Raw genomic sequence first — 15524 nt, forward strand, 5'->3', positions numbered from 1 at the left:
ATGCCCGACTTCGTCCACCTGCACCTGCACACCCTGTACTCCCTCCTCGACGGCGCCATCCGCATCAAGGACCTGCTGAAGACCGTCAAGGCGAAGGGCATGAGCTCCGTGGCCGTGACGGACCACGGCAACCTGTTCGGCGCGGTGGACTTCTACAAGAAGGCGAAGGAAGCCGGGGTGAAGCCCATCCTCGGCATGGAGGCGTACGTCGCGGGCGACAAGGGGCGCACCGACCGCTCCGAGCGCATCGGCCGCCACCTCATCCTGCTCGCGAAGAACGCCGAGGGCTGGGCGAACCTGCGCTACCTCTCCTCGAAGGCGTTCACCGAGGGCTTCTACTACGACCCGCGCATCGACAAGCAGCTCCTGCGCGACCACTCGAAGGGCCTCGTCGGCCTGACCGCCTGCCTGGCGGGCGAGGTGCCGCGCCTGGCGCGGCAGGGCGACATGGACGGCGCGCGGCGGGTGGCGCGCGAGTACCGCGACATCTTCGAGCCGGGCTCGTTCTTCCTCGAGGTCCAGTCGAACGGCATGCGCGAGCAGCTCGACGTCAACGCCAAGCTCGCCCAGCTCGGCCGCGACGAGGGCATCCCGCTCGTCGGCACCGCCGACGCGCACTACGTGAGCCGCCAGGAGGCGAAGGCGCACGAGGTGCTGATGTGCATCGCCTCCAACAAGACGTTCCAGGATCCGAAGCGGCTCCGCCACGACACCGACGGCCTGTTCGTCGCCGGGCCGGACGAGATGGCCGCGGCGCTGCCCGACTTCCGCGAGGCGCTCGACAACACGCTGCGCATCGCCGAGATGTGCAACGTCGAGCTGCCGCTCGGGAAGACGTTCCTCCCCTCCTTCACGCTGCCGGAGGGGATGAGCGAGGACGACTACATCGACAAGCTCGCGCGGGAGGGGCTCGATCGGCGCTTCCGCGAGATCGACGGGAAGTACCCGCACGATCGCGACGTCTACCGGCAGCGGCTGGAGATGGAGCTCGGCGTCATCAAGAAGATGGGGTTCCCGGGCTACTTCCTCATCGTCCAGGACTTCATCAACTGGGCGAAGGAGCACCACATCCCGGTGGGCCCGGGCCGCGGCTCCGGCGCCGGCTCCATCGTGGCCTGGTCGCTGCGCATCACCGACCTCGACCCGCTCCGCTGGCACCTGCTGTTCGAGCGCTTCCTGAACCCGGAGCGCGTGTCCATGCCGGACTTCGACGTGGACTTCTGCCAGAACCGCCGCGACGAGGTCATCCAGTACGTCCGCGGCAAGTACGGCCAGGACAACGTCGGCCAGATCATCACCTTCGGCTCGCTGAAGGCGCGCTCGGTGATCCGCGACGTGGTGCGGGTGATGGGCCTGCCGTTCGCCGAGGGCGACCGGATCGCGAAGCTCGTCCCGGACCCGGTGCAGGGCAAGACGCCGCCGCTCAAGGAGCTGGTGTTCGGCTCGGACAAGATGCCGGCGGAGCCGCGCCTGAAGGAGCTCCACGACAAGCCCGCCGTGATCTCGCAGTGGGTGGACGACAAGGGCGTCCAGAACAAGGTCACCACCAAGGACCTGCTCGACATCGCCATGTCGCTGGAGGGCCTGAACCGCCAGGCCGGCCTGCACGCGGCCGGCGTGGTGATCGCGGACAAGCCGCTCTGGGAGTACGTGCCGGCGTACAAGGACGACAAGTCCGAGATGCTGGTGTCGCAGTTCGCGAAGGAGGAGGTCGAGGCCGCCGGCCTGGTGAAGTTCGACTTCCTCGGCCTGAAGACGCTCACCGTCATCGACGACGCCCTGCGGATGGTGAAGCGCAACCACCCCGAGATGAAGGACTTCGCGGCCAGCGACATCCCCATCGACGATCCGGCCGTGTACGAGCTCATCAGCCGCGGCGACACCGGCGGCGTGTTCCAGATGGAGTCCTCCGGCTTCACCGAGATGGTGGTGAAGATGAAGCCGTCGCGCTTCGAGGACGTCATCGCCGCGGGCGCGCTCTACCGGCCCGGCCCCCTCGACCAGAAGCTCGAGGACGGCCGCACCATGGTGGACGTCTACATCGACCGCAAGCACGGCCGCGAGAAGGTGCAGTACCCGCACCAAAGCCTGGAGAAGGTCCTCGAGCCGACCTACGGCGTGATCGTCTACCAGGAGCAGGTGATGCAGATCTCGCAGGTCCTGGCGGGCTACTCGCTGGGACAGGCCGACCTGCTCCGCCGCGCCATGGGGAAGAAGAAGGCCGAGGTCATGGCCAAGGAGCGCGTCGGCTTCCTCGCCGGCGCGGTCGCGAACGGCGTGGACGAGAAGGTCGCCGGCGGCATCTTCGACCTCATGGAGAAGTTCGCGGCGTACGGCTTCAACAAGTCGCACTCCGCCGCCTACGGCCTGCTCACCGTCCAGACCGCCTGGCTGAAGGCGCACTACCCGGTGGAGTTCATGGCCGCGCTCATCTCGAGCGAGGCCTCGAACACCGACAAGGTGGTGCTCCACATCTCCGAGGCGCGCGCCAGCCAGCTCGAGGTGCTCCCGCCGGACGTCAACGAGTCCGACGCCGCCTTCGGCGCGTTCCCGCCCGGGCCCGAGTCGCCGAAGGGCTCGCGCGGCCGCATCCGGTTCGGCCTGGGCGCGGTGCGCGGCGTGGGCGAGTCCGCCGTGCAGGCCATCGTCGAGGCGCGCGCGTCCGGGCCGTTCAAGTCGCTGTTCGACCTCGCCGGGCGGGTGGACTCGAAGAAGATCAACAAGAAGGTGCTCGAGGCGCTGGTGAAGTCCGGGGCGCTCGACTTCGAGGGCGTGCCGCGCTGGCAGCTCTACTTCGGCATCGACGCCGCCATCTCCGCCGGCGCGTCGGCGCAGGCCGACCGCGCCAGCGGCCAGGCCTCGCTGTTCGGCGCGCTCGCGGCCTCCGCGGCCACCGAGGCGAAGCCGCGCTACCCGAGGCCCGGCGACGCGGTGGGCGAGGTGACGGTGGAGGAGTGGCCCGAGCGCGTCCGGCTCGCGTTCGAGAAGGAGGCGCTCGGCTTCTACCTCACCGGCCACCCGCTGATGGGCTACGAGCGCGAGGTCCGCCGCTACGCCTCCTCCACCTGCGCCGCGGTCGCGCAGAAGCGCCACGGCGACAAGGTCACCGTGGTCGGCGTGGTCGCGTCGCTGCGCGAGCGCATGAACAAGGAGAAGGGCACGCGCTTCGGCTTCCTCACGCTGGAGGACCTCACCGGCACGACGGAGGTCATCTGCTGGGCCTCGCGCCCGGGCCAGAACGGCCGCCCCGCGCAGAAGGGCTGGTCGGACTGGGAGCACTTCGTGAAGGGCGACGAGCCGGTGCTGGTGCACGGCGAGGTGCGGATCAACAACCGCGAGGAGGAGAACCCGCGGGCGGAGATCACCGCGCTCGACATCGAGCCGCTCGCCGCGGTCCGCAACCAGAAGACGAGCGAGATCGCGCTCCGCATCGACGCCGACCGGCTCACCGCCGCCCGCGCCGGCGACCTGAGGACGCTGCTCGGGCGCTTCTCCGGGAGCTGCCCGGTGACGGTCCGCGCCGTCATCCCGGAGCAGACCGAGACCACCATCTCGGTGCCGGTCAAGGTGCAGCCCGCCGACGAGCTGCTCGAGTCCGCGCGCAAGCTGGGCTTCGAGGTCGAGCTGCGCTGACGCGTCCTCGAGCGCGTCGCTCGCCTCCCATCGCTCGCGCGGCGGTACTCGGGCGAGCGGATCCCGATCGGCTCGTCGTGCCGCACCGTGCGGATGGCGAGCGGATCCCGTTCGGCTCGTCGTCACGCACCGTGCGGGCAGCGCGAGCGGAGGCCGGGAGCAGCTGCAGCCCAGCCGAAGGGTCGGTTTCCGGGCACCCGACCGTACGGTAGAGTGGGCGCTCCGTGACCGCCCTCCTGCTCGCCTCCGTCGGCCTCGGCGCCGGCACCCTCGGCGCCCTCATGGGCATCGGGGGCGGCATCATCGTCGTCCCCATCCTCACCGCCGGCTTCGGCCTGCCGTTCCGTCACGCCGTGGCCGTGTCGCTGGTCGTGATCATCGCCAGCTCCTCCTCCGCGGCGGCCTCCTACGTGGACCGCAAGCTCTCCGACATGCGGGTCGGCGTGGTGCTGGAGCTCGCGACCGTCACCGGCGCCATGCTCGGGAGCGCCGTCGCCGGCCTCGCGCCGGTGGGCCTGCTGAAGGCGCTGTTCGCCGCGGTGGCCGTGTACTCGGCGCTGGTGATGTGGCGGCGGCGTCCGGCCGGCCCGCAGGCCGCCGAGGGCGAGCCGTACGTCGTCCGCCGCTGGGGCACGGGCCTCGGCGCGAGCGCGGTGGCGGGCGCCATCTCCGGCCTCATCGGCGTGGGCGGCGGCTTCATCAAGGTGCCGGTGATGACGCTGGCGATGGAGCTGCCGTTCAAGGTCGCGGTGGCGACCTCGAACTTCATGATCGGCGTGACCGCCGCCGCCAGCGCCTACGTCTACTACGCGCGCGGCGACCTCGAGGTCGCGGTGGCCGCGCCGGTGGTGGTGGGCGTGTTCGCCGGCGCGCGGCTGGGCGCGACGCTGCTCGGCCGGATCCCGGCGGCCCGGCTCCAGGCGGCGTTCTCCGCGCTGCTGGTGCTGCTGGGTGGCCGCATGGTGTGGGACGTGCTGCGGGGACTGCCGTGAACCGCACCGTCTCGCTCGCGCTCTGGGCCGGCACGCTCACCGGCGTCGGCCTCTGCGGCGCGGCCACGCTCGCCTACGCGCTCGACCTCGAGGTGGCGAGCCACCTCGCGCGCCTCGGCGTGATCGCGCTGTTCATCACGCCGCCGCTCCGGCTCGCCGTCGCCGCCGGCGGCTTCTTCTCGGTGGGTGAACGCCGCTTCGGCGCCGCGTCGACCGTGGTGCTGGTCGCGCTGCTCGCCGCCGCGGTCCACGCCGCGCTCCGCTGAGCCGTGGGCCCACCCGCGGGGCGCGGCCGCGGCGCGGACGCGCGGCCCGGACCGGCGCGCGTGCGTACGTTCCCGGCGGAGCCTCCGCGCATGTCCTGCCCGTTCCTCCGCCGCTCGCACCCGCCCCGCTGCGGCGGGGTCGACGGCCAGGCCCAACCGGTCCCGCACGAAGCGTCAACGTCGCTCTGCCACCGCGCTCATCAGGGGTGCCTCGTGTTCCGGGTGATCCGCGCTACCGGACGCGCAGTGCATCCGTCCGATTTCAGGGCATGGGTTGCCGCTTCCGTCGCACCAGGAAGGACGGGACCCGATGCGCCCACCCCCTCCGACGCAGATGCGTCATAAACCCTCGGAACCCCGAAGGAGATCGCGACGGCTCGCGATGCGAGTGACCACTCGTTCGCAGGGCTGTAGTATGTGGGTCCTGTCTCCACACGGAGGCAAAGGGGGTGCTGGCCATGATGCGAGCGAACGTTCGCGTTCCCGCTCCGCGCGGGGCTGCCGCTCACAGCGACGCGGGTGGGCTGCTGCGCGCCGACCGGCAGGCGGAGGAGATGCTGAAGGTGTTCTTCGCGGACGCCGCCGACGGCGCGCTGGTGCCGGCGGAGCTCCGCGGCCTCACCGACGGGGCCCAGAACGGGCCGCCCGGCGTGCGCCGCACGCTCGTCATGGAGGGCCACGGCGAGCGGCTCCGCATCGAGGTGACCGCCGTCGGGAAGGGCAAGACGCAGCTCCACCTCTGGCGCGAGCCGCTCCCGGAGCCGCTGCAGGTCGGCCCCGAGACCCCGACCGCCACGCCGGCCGACGGCCTCACCCAGCGCGAGCGGGAGGTGGCGCTGCTCGTGGCCGACGGGCTCCGCTCCCGCGAGGTGGCCGAGCGGCTGGGGATCGCCTCCCAGACCGTGAAGAGCCACCTCAAGACCATCTTCGACAAGCTCGGCGTGCGGAACCGCGTCGAGCTCGCGCGGAGGCTGGTGCAGCACTAGCGGCGAGCGGCCCCGGGCCGCTCGCGCCTGGCCTCTCCGGCGGCTCCTGCGCCGCCGCGACGCCCGTTCCTCGTCCGGTCCTCGCGCGCGTGCGGCGCTTGCCGTTCGCCCGCGCGGGGCGGTAGCGTTCGCGATCCGCCATGGTGACGCTCCCCGACGTCCAGGCCGCGCTCGGCCGGATCCGCGACCGGATCTACCTCTCCCCCTGTGCCCGCACCGAGACCCTCTCCCGCCTGAGCGGCACCAGCGCCTTCCTCAAGCTCGAGAACCTCCAGATGACCGGCTCCTACAAGGAGCGCGGCGCCCTCAACACGCTGCTGCTGGCGGGCGAGGCCGAGCGCGCCCGGGGGCTGATCGCGGCGAGCGCCGGCAACCACGCGCAGGGGGTCGCGTACCACGCCGGTCGCCTGGGGGTGAAGGCCACCATCGTGATGCCGGAGTCCACGCCCATCATGAAGGTGGCGAACACCCGGGCGCACGGCGCGCGCATCGTGCTCCATGGGGCGAACTACGACGAGGCGTACGCCGAGGCGCGCCGGCTCGAGCAGGTCGAGGGGCTCACCTTCGTGCACCCGTTCGACGACCCGCGCATCATCGCGGGCCAGGGCACGGTCGGGCTCGAGATCCTCGATCAGGTCCCGGAGGTGGACGCGATCCTGGTGCCCATCGGCGGCGGCGGGCTCGCCTCCGGAGTGGCCGTGGCCGCGAAGGCGCTGCGCCCCGAGGTTCGGATCGTGGGCGTCGAGACCGAGGTGCTCCCCAGCATGCTGGCGGCGATCGAGGCGGGCCGGCCGGTCACGCTCGAGCCGGCCAGCACCGTCGCGGACGGCATCGCCGTGAAGCGCGCCGGCGACCTCACCTTCGAGCACGTCCGCCGCCTGGTGGACGAGATCGTGACCGTCTCCGAGGAGGAGATCGCGAGCGCGATCCTCTACCTGCTCGAGAAGGAGAAGACGGTCGCGGAGGGGGCGGGCGCGGTCGCGGTGGCGGCGCTCATGAACCGCCGCGCGACCGGCCTCGAGGGCCGGCGCGTGGTCGGCATCGTCTCCGGCGGCAACATCGACGTGAACCTGGTCGCGCGGATCATCGAGCGGGGCCTGGTGAAGGACGGGCGGCTGGTGCGGGTGAGCGTCGCGCTCACCGACAAGCCGGGGCAGCTCGCCAAGGTGTCGGCGATCATCGCCCACCACCGCGCCAACGTCATCGAGGTGCACCACACGCGGGCGTTCGCGACGCGCTTCGGCGACACCACCCTCCAGCTGACGCTGGAGACCCGCGGCCTCGAGCACGTCCAGGAGCTCCTCCAGGCGCTGCGCGAGCGCGGATACCAGGTCCAGCAGCTCGGGATGTGACGTGTCCTTCCGCGCCCGGACCGCCATCGCCGCGCTCCTGCTCGCCGCCGCGATCGGGTTCGCCGCCGGCTGGCTGGTCGGGCTGCGGTCGGACGACAGCATGGAGGCGCGCGTCCGGGACGAGGCGCACCGGCTGCGGGAGCGCGTGCACGAGCTGTCCCGCTGAGGCGCGCCGCCCCCGGGTCACGCCCGCGCTCCCCGCCCCTCCCTCCCCGGGAACGTCCACGCGGAGGCCCCACCGTGCGCGCCACGCCCATTGCGGCAAACGGCACCGTCCGTTATGGTCGGCCCTCTCCCGGCCCGTTTCCGGTCGTCCGGCCGGTCCGCGCCCCGGAGCCCCTCGCCCGGATGACCGATCACGGACGCGCCGCACCGTTCCTCGAAGCCGGCGATCACCGGGGGGCCGCCGAGGCGGTCCTCCGCGAGTACGGCCCGCAGCTCCTCGGCTACCTCTCCTCCATCCTCCGCAACGACGCCGACGCGGCCGAGGTGTTCTCCCAGTTCACCGAGGACCTCTGGCGCGGCCTCCCCGGCTTCCGCCGCGAGTGCCCGGTCCGCGTGTGGGCCTACCGGCTCGCCTGGCACGCCGCGGCCCGCCACCTGCGCGACCCCTACCGCGGACGGGGCCGCCGCCTCGAGACCCACGAGCTGTCGCGCATCGCCGACGAGGTCCGCTCGTCCGCGCTGCTCGGGCGGCGCGAGGCGCGGCAGCGCGGCATCGACCGGCTGCGCGCCCGCCTGCAGCCGGACGAGCAGACGCTCCTGGTCCTGCGGCTCGACCGGGGGCTCTCCTGGCGCGAGGTCGCGACCGTGCTCGCCGACGAGGGCGACGCGGTGGACGAGCCGGCGCTGCGCAAGCGCTTCGAGCGGCTGAAGGAGAAGCTCGCGCGCATGGCGCGGGAGGAGGGGCTGCTCGAGTAGCGGCCGCATCCCATGCGCGAGGCGCCCCGCGCCATCCCCCCGGAGCTGGAGGGCGAGAGCCAGGAGCTCTCCGACCTGCTGCTGGAGCTCGCCGCCGCGCCGGCGCGCGATCCCTCGCAGCTCGCCGCGCCGCTCGAGGCCGGGATGGTGGTGGGCCGCTTCGAGCTGCTCCGCGAGATCGGCCGGGGCGGCTTCGGGCTGGTGTTCGAGGCGCGCGATCGCGAGCTGGGGCGCCTGGTCGCGTTCAAGGCGATGCGCCCCTCCCGCGCCGAGCCGGCCGCGCTGGAGAAGCCGCTCCGCGAGGAGGCCGAGGCGGCGGCGCGGCTCAACCACCCGAACGTCGTCACGCTGCACGACTTCGGGATCCACGAGGGCACGCCGTACCTCATCCTCGAGCTGCTCCGCGGCGAAACGCTCCAGCAGCGGCTGAAGCGCGGCCGGCTGCCGCCCGGGGAGGCGGTGCGCATCGCCCGCGACGTGGCGAGCGGCCTCGTCCACGCGCACTCGCGCGGCGTGCTCCACCGCGACCTGAAGCCCGGCAACGTGTTCCTCACCGAGGGGGGCGGCGTGAAGCTGCTCGACTTCGGCCTGGCGCGGCTGCTCGATCGGGCCAGCCTCGCCGGCGGGACGCCGGCGTACATGGCGCCCGAGCAGCTCCGCGGCGAGCCCGGCGACGCGCGGGCCGACGTGTTCAGCGCCGGCGTGGTGCTGTGGCAGATGCTCACCGGCGAGCTGCCCTTCCCGGTGGTGGACGGCCGCAGCACCGTGCTCGACCCGGGCCCGCCGCCGCGGCTCCCGCTCGAGGACGCGCCACCCTCGCTCGCCTCGCTGCTCACCGCGGCGCTCTCGAAGGCGCCCACCGGGCGCCCGCAGACCGCGCTCGGCCTGCTCGACGGGCTCGGCGGCGTGGAGCAGGCCTACGCCGGCCGCGCCGTGGCGCAGGCCCGCGCCGCCCGGCTGCGGCGGCTGCGCCGGACCGCCACGGCGGCGGGCGGGCTGGTGGTGCTGGGGCTCGCCGCGGCCGCGGCGCTCGCGATCCGCAGCGGCGACCGGGCCGAGCGGGCGCTGCGCGCGGCGCGCGTCGCCGGGACGGCCGACGGCGCCTCGGATCCGCTGGTGGCGGCGCTGCTCATGGCCGAGCTCCCCGACGACCCGCCGCCGCGCGCGGTCGCGATCGCGCAGCGCCTGCTCTCGGAGCCGATCCCGGAGACGGTGCTCGACGGCGTGCCCAAGGGCGAGGGGCTCGCGGTCAGCCCGGACGGCGCCTGGGTCGCGGCCGGCGGCGAGGGCGGCGGCGCCAGGCTCTGGCGCGCCGACGGGACCGGCGCGCCGCGGGTGCTCGGCGCCGACGGCCCGGCGCGCACCGACGGGCTCGCCTTCACGCCCGACGGGCGGCGGCTCGTCACCGCCGACCACGCCGGCACGCTGCGGGTGTTCCCGCTCGACGGCGGTGGCGCCCCGCGCACGCTGCCCGCCGGCGGCGTCCCGCTGGTCCGGCTGGCGCTCGATCCGGCGGGCCGGATCGCGGCGGCCGGCGCGCTCGACGGGCGGCTCTGGCTGGCCGACCTCGCCGGCGACGCGCCCCCACGCTCCGTGGTGCACGACGGCGCCGTGCTCGCGCTCGCGTTCTCCCCCGACGGCACCCGGGTCGCCACCGGCACCGCGGACGGCTTCGTGCGCGTGATCGCGTCGCCCGGCGGGGCGGTGCTCGCGACCGCGCCGCTGCCGGGCGGCGTGGTCTGGTCGGTGGCCTGGTCGCCGGACGGCCGCCTCGTCGCGGTCGGCTCGGAGGACGGCGTGGTGCGCCTGCTCGGGCCCGACGGGCGCGTCCGCCAGTCGCTGGGCGCCCCCGGCCTGGCGGTGTCCTCGGTCGCGTTCGACCGCGCCGGCACGCGCGTGGTGGCGGGCTCGCAGGACGGGGCGGCGCGCGTGTGGCGGCTCGGCGCCGCCGTTCCGGAGGTCCGGCTGCGCGGCCACCGCGGCAGCGTGGCGTACGCCGCGTTCGCGCCCGACGGGCGCCGCGTGATCACCGGCGGCACCGATGGCACGGTGCGGATCTGGCCGGCGGACGGCGAGGGCTCGCCGGTGGTGCTGCGCGGGCACACCGTGGTGGACGGCGCGCCCACCCCCGACGGCAGCCGGCTGTTCACGCGCGGCACCGACGACGTGATCCGCGTGTGGCGCACCGACGACCCGCGCCAGCGCGGGCAGCTGGTGGGGCACGAGGCGCTGGTGGACACGGTGCAGTGGACGCGGGACGGCACGCGCGTGCTCACCGCCAGCCACGACGGCACCGCCCGGCTCTGGCCGGTGCACGGGGGCGCGGCGCTCACCGTGCGCGACCCGGGCAACGTGATCCACTCCGCCGACCTCGATCCCACCGAGCGCACGTTCGTGACCTCGTCCGAGGATCGCACCGTGCGCGTGTGGGATGCCGCGACCGGCGCGCTGGTGCGCGAGCTGCGCGGGCACGACGGGCCGGTGCTGTCCGCCGCGTTCAGCCCGGACGGCACGCTCATCGCGAGCGGCTCGCTCGACAAGACGGTGCGCGTGTGGCGCGCCGACGGCACCGGGACGCCGCTCGTGTTCCGCGGCCACGGCGCGGTGCTCACCGCGGTGACCTGGGCGCCGGACGGCAAGGCGGTGATCTCCTCGTCGCAGGACGAGGCCTCCGTCCACGTGTGGCCGCTCGACGGCTCGCCGCCGAGGGTGGTGCGGGCCGGCCGCCCGGTCTTCCGCGCGGCGGTGGCGCCCGACGGCACGCTGCTCGTCCCGGAGCAGGGCGGGACGCTGCGCCTGTTCGGCCCGGACGGCGAGGAGCGGGCGCCGTTCCCGGCCCTGCCCGAGGGGCTGTTCTCGGTGGCGGTGAGCCGCGACGGGCGCCGCTGGGCGCTCGCCTCGAGCGACGGCACCGTGCGCGTGTACCCGCGCGACGGGAGCGGGGACCCGCTGGTGCTCCGCGCCCACGAGGGCGCGGTGGGCAACGCCGCGTTCAGCCCCGACGGCACCGAGCTCGCCACCGTGTCGGCCGACGGGACCGCGCGCGTGTCCACGGTGGACTGGGCGCGGCTCCGCGCGGCCCTGCGCGCCGCCACCTCCGCCTGCCTGCCGGTGGCGCACCGGATCCAGGTGCTGGGCGAGGCGCGCGCCGAGGCGGAGCGCCGCTTCGCCGACTGCGAGACCGCGCACGGCCGCGTCCCGCCGCCCCGCGCCGCCCAGGGGAGCCCGTGATGCGCTTCCACCGCCCGCTCGCGCTCACCGCGCTCGCGCTCGCCGCCGCCCTCCCCCTCGCGGCGAGCGCCGACGCGCCGGAGCGCCGCCGCGAGCCGCCGCCGCCGGCCGAGCTTCCCCCGCCCGGCGCGCAGCGGATCGAGATCGACGTCTCGTTCCCGGACTGGCAGTACACCGGCACGTTCCGGCTCCGCGACGCCTCGGGCGCCACCGTGGACGAGGGCGTGGCCCGCGACATGGGCGGGTTCCCCGCGGGCGGCGGCGTGGTGGAGCGCGTGCTGGAGGGCGGGCGCGGGACGCTGCGCGTCCGGCTGACGACGGCGCGCAAGGGCGCCGCCCTGCCGGTGGTGGGCCGCTGGACGGTGCTCGACGGCACCGGCGCCTACGCGGCGCTGGCGGCGAAGGGCACGTTCACCTCCTGCTCGAGCGGCAACCCCGGGCGGAGCAGCCTGTACGAGCAGTGGTACATGCTCGGCCACGCGCGCTGAACGGCGGAGGGGTGCGCGCCCGCCGGCGGTGCGCCCGTCGGGTTCGCGAGCCGGGACGGCGTGAGCGCCGGCTAGCCGGCCCGCCGCGGCTCGGCCGGCGGCAGGTCCGGCAGCACCGCCGCCAGCGCCGCCAGGAACCCGTCCACCTGCGCCGCGTCGTGCGCGGCCGAGAGCGCCACCCGCAGCCGGCTCGTGCCGTGCGGCACGGTGGGCGGGCGGATGGCGCGCACGAACCAGCCCCGCTCGCGGAGCGCCGCCGCCGCCGCGAGCGCCCGCACCTCGGTGCCCAGCACCACCGGGAAGATGGGCGACGCGACCCGCGCCACGTCGAACCCGAGCCGCGCCAGCCCGGCCTGCATCCGCGCGCAGAGCGCGAACAGGTGGGTCCGCCGCGACGGCTCGGTCGCCACCACCTCCAGCGCGGCGAGCGCCGCGGCGCAGGCGGGCGGCGGGAGCGCGGTGCTGAAGACGAACGGCCGCGCCCGCGAGACGAGCAGCTCGATCAGGCGCCGCTCGCCGGCGACGTACGCGCCGAACGCGCCGAGCGCCTTGCCCAGCGTGCCCATGTGCACGTCCACCCGATCCTGCACCCCGAGCGCCTCGGCCAGGCCGGCGCCGTTCGGCCCGAGCACGCCGGCCGCGTGCGCCTCGTCCACGTAGAGCATGGCCCCGTGCCGGTCGCACAGCTCGGCCAGCTCGCGGAGCGGCGCGGCGTCGCCGTCCATCGAGAAGATCGCGTCGGTCACCACCAGCTTCCGGCGGGCCCGCGTGCGGGCCAGCAGCCCGGCCAGCTCCTCCACGTCGCAGTGGCGGTAGCGGACCAGCTCGGCGCGCGACAGCAGGCAGCCGTCCACGATCGAGGCGTGGTTCAGGACGTCGGAGAACACCGCGTCGTCGCGCCCCACCAGCGCACCGGGCACGCCGGCGTTCGCGTGGTAGCCCGAGCCGAAGAGCAGCGCGGCCTCCCGGCCCTTCCACGCGGCGAGCCGCGCCTCGAGGGCGCCGTGCGGCGGCAGGTCGCCCGCGACGAGCCGCGCCGCGCCGCTGCCCGCGCCGAAGCGCATGGCGGCGTCGGCGGCCGCCGCGCGGACGCGCGGATCCGCGGCCAGCCCGAGGTAGTCGTTGGAGCAGAGGTTCACGAGCGCGCGGCCGCCCACCTGCACCACCGGCCCCTGCGCCGGGCCGATGGGCTCGAGGGACCGGCGCAGGCCCTTCGCGTCGAGGGCCTCGAGCTCGGCGCCGATCCAGTCGAGCGCGCCGCGCGCCATCGCCTAGCGGACCACCGGCAGCGGCCGCGGGCGCGGCTCCGCGGCCTTGCGGTTCCAGTCGGCGTCGGACGGCGCGTGACCGTCGAATGCCCAGGGCTTCCCGGTGTCGGGCGGCCGGAGCGTGAGGCCCTGCCGCTCCACCATGCCGACGGTGAGGTCGGGCGCGCGGCCGGCGCTGGTGAGGTAGTTGCCGACCATGGTGCCGTTCGCGCCGGCACGGAAGATGAGGTCCTGCCGGTCGCCGAGGTTCACCTCGCGCCCGCCCATCACGAAGATGTGCGCCGCCGGCATCATCAGGCGGAACACGGCCAGCGCCGCCAGGCACTCCTCCGGCGTGATGGCCTTCAGGTGCGCCAGGGGCGTGCCGGCGCGCGGGTTCAGGAAGTTCACCGGCACGCAGTCCACCCCCAGGTCGCGGACCTCCTCGGCGAACTCCACGCGCTGCTCCGGCGTCTCGCCCATGCCCAGGATGCCGCCGGAGCAGAGCTTTAGCCCGAGCCCCTTCGCGGCGCGGATGGTCTCGAGCTGCTCGTCGAACGTGTGCGTCGTGCAGACGTTCTCGAAGTGGCTGCGCGCGGTCTCGAGGTTGTGGTGGTAGTGCATGAGCCCGGCGTCCTTCAGCCGCCGCAGCTCCGGCTCGCGCATGAGGCCGAGCGAGGCGCAGGGCTCCACCGCGGTCTCCGCCCGCAGCCGCCGCAGCGCCTCCTCGACGGTGGCGAGCTCCTGCTCGCGCGCCAGGCGCGTCCCGCTCGCCACGATCGAGAACTCGCGCGCGCCGGCCCGCTCCGCCTTGTGCGCCTGCTCCACGATCTCGCCGGCCCCGATCATCGGGTACACCGGCGCGTCGGCGCCCTCGAAGCGCGCCGACTGCGAGCAGAAGCCGCAGTCCTCCGGGCAGCGGCCGCTCTTCGCGTTCGTGATGCCGCACAGCGCGACCTCGTCGCCGTGCACCGCGCGCCGGACCGCCTCGGCCCGGTCGAGCAGCGCCTCGAGCTCGGGGCCCGAGGTGTGGTGGATGAGGCGGCGGGCCTCGTCACCGGAGATCGGCGTGATGCCGGGGGGCAGCGTCGTGGAAGCGGTCTCGCACATGGGGGCCGCACGATAGACAGGCGGAGATCCGCTCGTCAACCCGGCGGCCACCCGAGGGTTGACGACCCCCAAATCAGGCAGCCGGCGGCTCCGCCGGACCGCGCACCGGCCGGCGGGCACGCGCCTGCCGCAGGCCCGCTTCCACCTCGCGCCGCGTGCGTACCTTTCGATGCAAGGGAGGGGGCCGCATGCTCTGGACGATCACAGTCATCCTGCTCGTGCTGTGGGCGGTGGGCCTGGTGTCGGGCGCCACCGTCGGTTGGTGGGTGCACCTGCTGCTCATCCTCGCCGTGATCACGCTCATCCTGGCGGTGATCCGGCGCGGCTCCGCAGCGGTATAGGGCGCGCGCCCGGCGCGATCCGCGGATCAGGGGCACGCGCCGGGCGTGCCTTCACTGCACCAGCCCCGCTGGAACGCCGGGCCGGGGGGCGGCGCGCCGCGGCTGTCGCGGCCGAACGCGCCGGTCGCGCCCCAGCGGCCGGGCCACGCGAGGAACGCGACGCGCGGCGCGGCGCGCTCGCCCACGTTCACCACGCCGCCGAAGCCCGGCGCCGCCGGCCGCCAGACGGCGCAGCCCGCGGTGGTCGCGCGCGCCGGCTCCGCCTCCGGGCAGAGCCGCTCCCACGGCGGCGCGTCGTCCGGCGAGGCATAGCTCGCGTGCGTGCCGTGCGCGGAGAGCACCACGGGGTGATCCCCCTCGCGCCGCAGCGCGCCCCACTGGAACCACGGGCCCGGCTGCGCGTCGGCGTGGCGCGCCAGCCAGGCGCCCAGCGGCCGGCCCGCCGGATCGAGGCGCACCGTGACGTGCTCCCAGTCGCCGTCGTGGTCGAACGCCCAGAACGCCGCGTTGAACGGGTAGAGGAACCAGTACTGGAGCAGCACCCCGCCGTCCGGGGCCCGGTAGGCGTGCCCGTAGGCCGTCCAGTCGGAGGCATCCGGGCTGCCGGCCTGCGCACCGGCCGCGAGGCGCAGGCGCGCTCCCGGCTCCTCGGTGCCCGGGATGACGAGCGCCGCGAGCGCGCCCAGCGCGGACGCCTGCAGGACCCGCGGCGGCGGTCCAGGCGCCGTCTCGAGCGCCGCGCGCGCGAGCACCCAGGGAGCGCTCGCCGGCCGCACCGGCTCGTCCGGCGCGAGGACCACGACCGGCGCGAAGCGCGCGAGCAGCGCGTCCTCGAGCGCATCGTCGAGGCCGTCGCGGTCGAGATCGACGGCGCGAGCGGCCGCGGGGAGCACGGCGAGCATGGCGAGGAGCAGCGCGGCGGGCAGGCGGCGGGTCGGGTGCGAGGGCATCGGCTGA

The 15524-nt window shown here is 75.0% G+C and carries 13 protein-coding genes; 10 read left to right on the forward strand and 3 right to left on the reverse strand.

What is annotated here, in order from left to right:
• The 9 genes from dnaE to ANAEK_RS17790 all read left to right on the forward strand — a co-directional run bounded on the left by dnaE (nt 1) and on the right by ANAEK_RS17790 (nt 11869).
• A complete protein-coding gene (gene dnaE / locus ANAEK_RS17755) occupies nt 1-3633 on the forward strand; it encodes a DNA polymerase III subunit alpha (RefSeq protein ID WP_012527507.1) in 3633 nt (1210 codons plus the stop codon).
• Nucleotides 3634-3857: 224 nt separating this feature from the next.
• The gene (locus ANAEK_RS17760; RefSeq protein WP_012527508.1) at nt 3858-4625 is read left to right on the forward strand and encodes a sulfite exporter TauE/SafE family protein; all 768 of its coding nucleotides are present in this window, start codon (nt 3858-3860) and stop codon (nt 4623-4625) included.
• Nucleotides 4622-4891, forward strand: coding sequence for a DUF1634 domain-containing protein (locus tag ANAEK_RS17765; RefSeq protein WP_012527509.1), 270 nt, complete (start codon nt 4622-4624; stop codon nt 4889-4891). Before ANAEK_RS17760 ends, ANAEK_RS17765 begins: the two co-directional genes overlap by 4 nt.
• 458 nt (nt 4892-5349) lie before the next feature.
• The gene (locus ANAEK_RS17770; protein WP_174315306.1) at nt 5350-5877 is read left to right on the forward strand and encodes a helix-turn-helix transcriptional regulator; all 528 of its coding nucleotides are present in this window, start codon (nt 5350-5352) and stop codon (nt 5875-5877) included.
• A gap of 140 nt (nt 5878-6017) precedes the next feature.
• On the forward strand, nt 6018-7229 hold the full coding sequence (locus tag ANAEK_RS17775; RefSeq protein ID WP_012527511.1) for a threonine ammonia-lyase: 1212 nt from the start codon (nt 6018-6020) through the stop codon (nt 7227-7229).
• Nucleotide 7230: 1 nt separating this feature from the next.
• Nucleotides 7231-7395, forward strand: coding sequence for a DUF1049 domain-containing protein (locus tag ANAEK_RS23050; protein ID WP_012527512.1), 165 nt, complete (start codon nt 7231-7233; stop codon nt 7393-7395).
• A gap of 182 nt (nt 7396-7577) precedes the next feature.
• Nucleotides 7578-8150, forward strand: a complete 573-nt coding sequence (locus tag ANAEK_RS17780) for an RNA polymerase sigma factor (protein ID WP_012527513.1) — start codon at nt 7578-7580, stop codon at nt 8148-8150.
• Between the two features lie 12 nt (nt 8151-8162).
• Entirely contained in the window at nt 8163-11381 is a 3219-nt protein-coding gene (locus ANAEK_RS17785) for a protein kinase (RefSeq protein ID WP_012527514.1), read from the forward strand.
• On the forward strand, nt 11381-11869 hold the full coding sequence (locus ANAEK_RS17790) for a hypothetical protein (protein ID WP_012527515.1): 489 nt from the start codon (nt 11381-11383) through the stop codon (nt 11867-11869). The genes ANAEK_RS17785 and ANAEK_RS17790 overlap by 1 nt, the downstream gene beginning before the upstream one ends.
• A gap of 71 nt (nt 11870-11940) precedes the next feature.
• Here the strand turns inward: ANAEK_RS17790 and bioF are convergent, their stop codons facing one another.
• Nucleotides 11941-13137 (reverse strand): 8-amino-7-oxononanoate synthase, encoded by a 1197-nt coding sequence (gene bioF, locus ANAEK_RS17795; RefSeq protein WP_012527516.1) that lies wholly within the window; start codon nt 13135-13137, stop codon nt 11941-11943.
• A gap of 3 nt (nt 13138-13140) precedes the next feature.
• Nucleotides 13141-14226, reverse strand: a complete 1086-nt coding sequence (gene bioB / locus ANAEK_RS17800; RefSeq protein WP_012527517.1) for a biotin synthase BioB — start codon at nt 14224-14226, stop codon at nt 13141-13143.
• A 188-nt stretch (nt 14227-14414) separates the two neighbouring features.
• Between bioB and ANAEK_RS23055 the strand changes: the two genes are divergently transcribed.
• Nucleotides 14415-14567: a lmo0937 family membrane protein gene (locus tag ANAEK_RS23055; RefSeq protein WP_012527518.1), complete on the forward strand. Its 153-nt coding sequence runs from the start codon at nt 14415-14417 to the stop codon at nt 14565-14567.
• Nucleotides 14568-14593: 26 nt separating this feature from the next.
• Here the strand turns inward: ANAEK_RS23055 and ANAEK_RS17805 are convergent, their stop codons facing one another.
• Entirely contained in the window at nt 14594-15517 is a 924-nt protein-coding gene (locus ANAEK_RS17805) for a hypothetical protein (RefSeq protein WP_012527519.1), read from the reverse strand.
• Nucleotides 15518-15524: the final 7 nt, after the last annotated feature.

This window comes from Anaeromyxobacter sp. K (assembly GCF_000020805.1).
In the GTDB taxonomy this organism is placed as follows: domain Bacteria; phylum Myxococcota; class Myxococcia; order Myxococcales; family Anaeromyxobacteraceae; genus Anaeromyxobacter; species Anaeromyxobacter dehalogenans.

What these genes read in the sequence shown, in the direction of transcription:
- ANAEK_RS17780 (WP_012527513.1), top strand. Translation starts at nt 7,578, where the DNA reads ATGACCGATCACGGACGCGCCGCACCGTTCCTCGAAGCCGGCGATCAC.
- ANAEK_RS17770 (WP_174315306.1), top strand. Translation starts at nt 5,350, where the DNA reads ATGATGCGAGCGAACGTTCGCGTTCCCGCTCCGCGCGGGGCTGCCGCT.
- bioB (WP_012527517.1), bottom strand. Translation starts at nt 14,226, where the DNA reads ATGTGCGAGACCGCTTCCACGACGCTGCCCCCCGGCATCACGCCGATC.
- ANAEK_RS17785 (WP_012527514.1), top strand. Translation starts at nt 8,163, where the DNA reads ATGCGCGAGGCGCCCCGCGCCATCCCCCCGGAGCTGGAGGGCGAGAGC.
- ANAEK_RS17790 (WP_012527515.1), top strand. Translation starts at nt 11,381, where the DNA reads ATGCGCTTCCACCGCCCGCTCGCGCTCACCGCGCTCGCGCTCGCCGCC.
- ANAEK_RS23055 (WP_012527518.1), top strand. Translation starts at nt 14,415, where the DNA reads ATGCTCTGGACGATCACAGTCATCCTGCTCGTGCTGTGGGCGGTGGGC.
- dnaE (WP_012527507.1), top strand. Translation starts at nt 1, where the DNA reads ATGCCCGACTTCGTCCACCTGCACCTGCACACCCTGTACTCCCTCCTC.
- bioF (WP_012527516.1), bottom strand. Translation starts at nt 13,137, where the DNA reads ATGGCGCGCGGCGCGCTCGACTGGATCGGCGCCGAGCTCGAGGCCCTC.
- ANAEK_RS17775 (WP_012527511.1), top strand. Translation starts at nt 6,018, where the DNA reads ATGGTGACGCTCCCCGACGTCCAGGCCGCGCTCGGCCGGATCCGCGAC.
- ANAEK_RS17805 (WP_012527519.1), bottom strand. Translation starts at nt 15,517, where the DNA reads ATGCCCTCGCACCCGACCCGCCGCCTGCCCGCCGCGCTGCTCCTCGCC.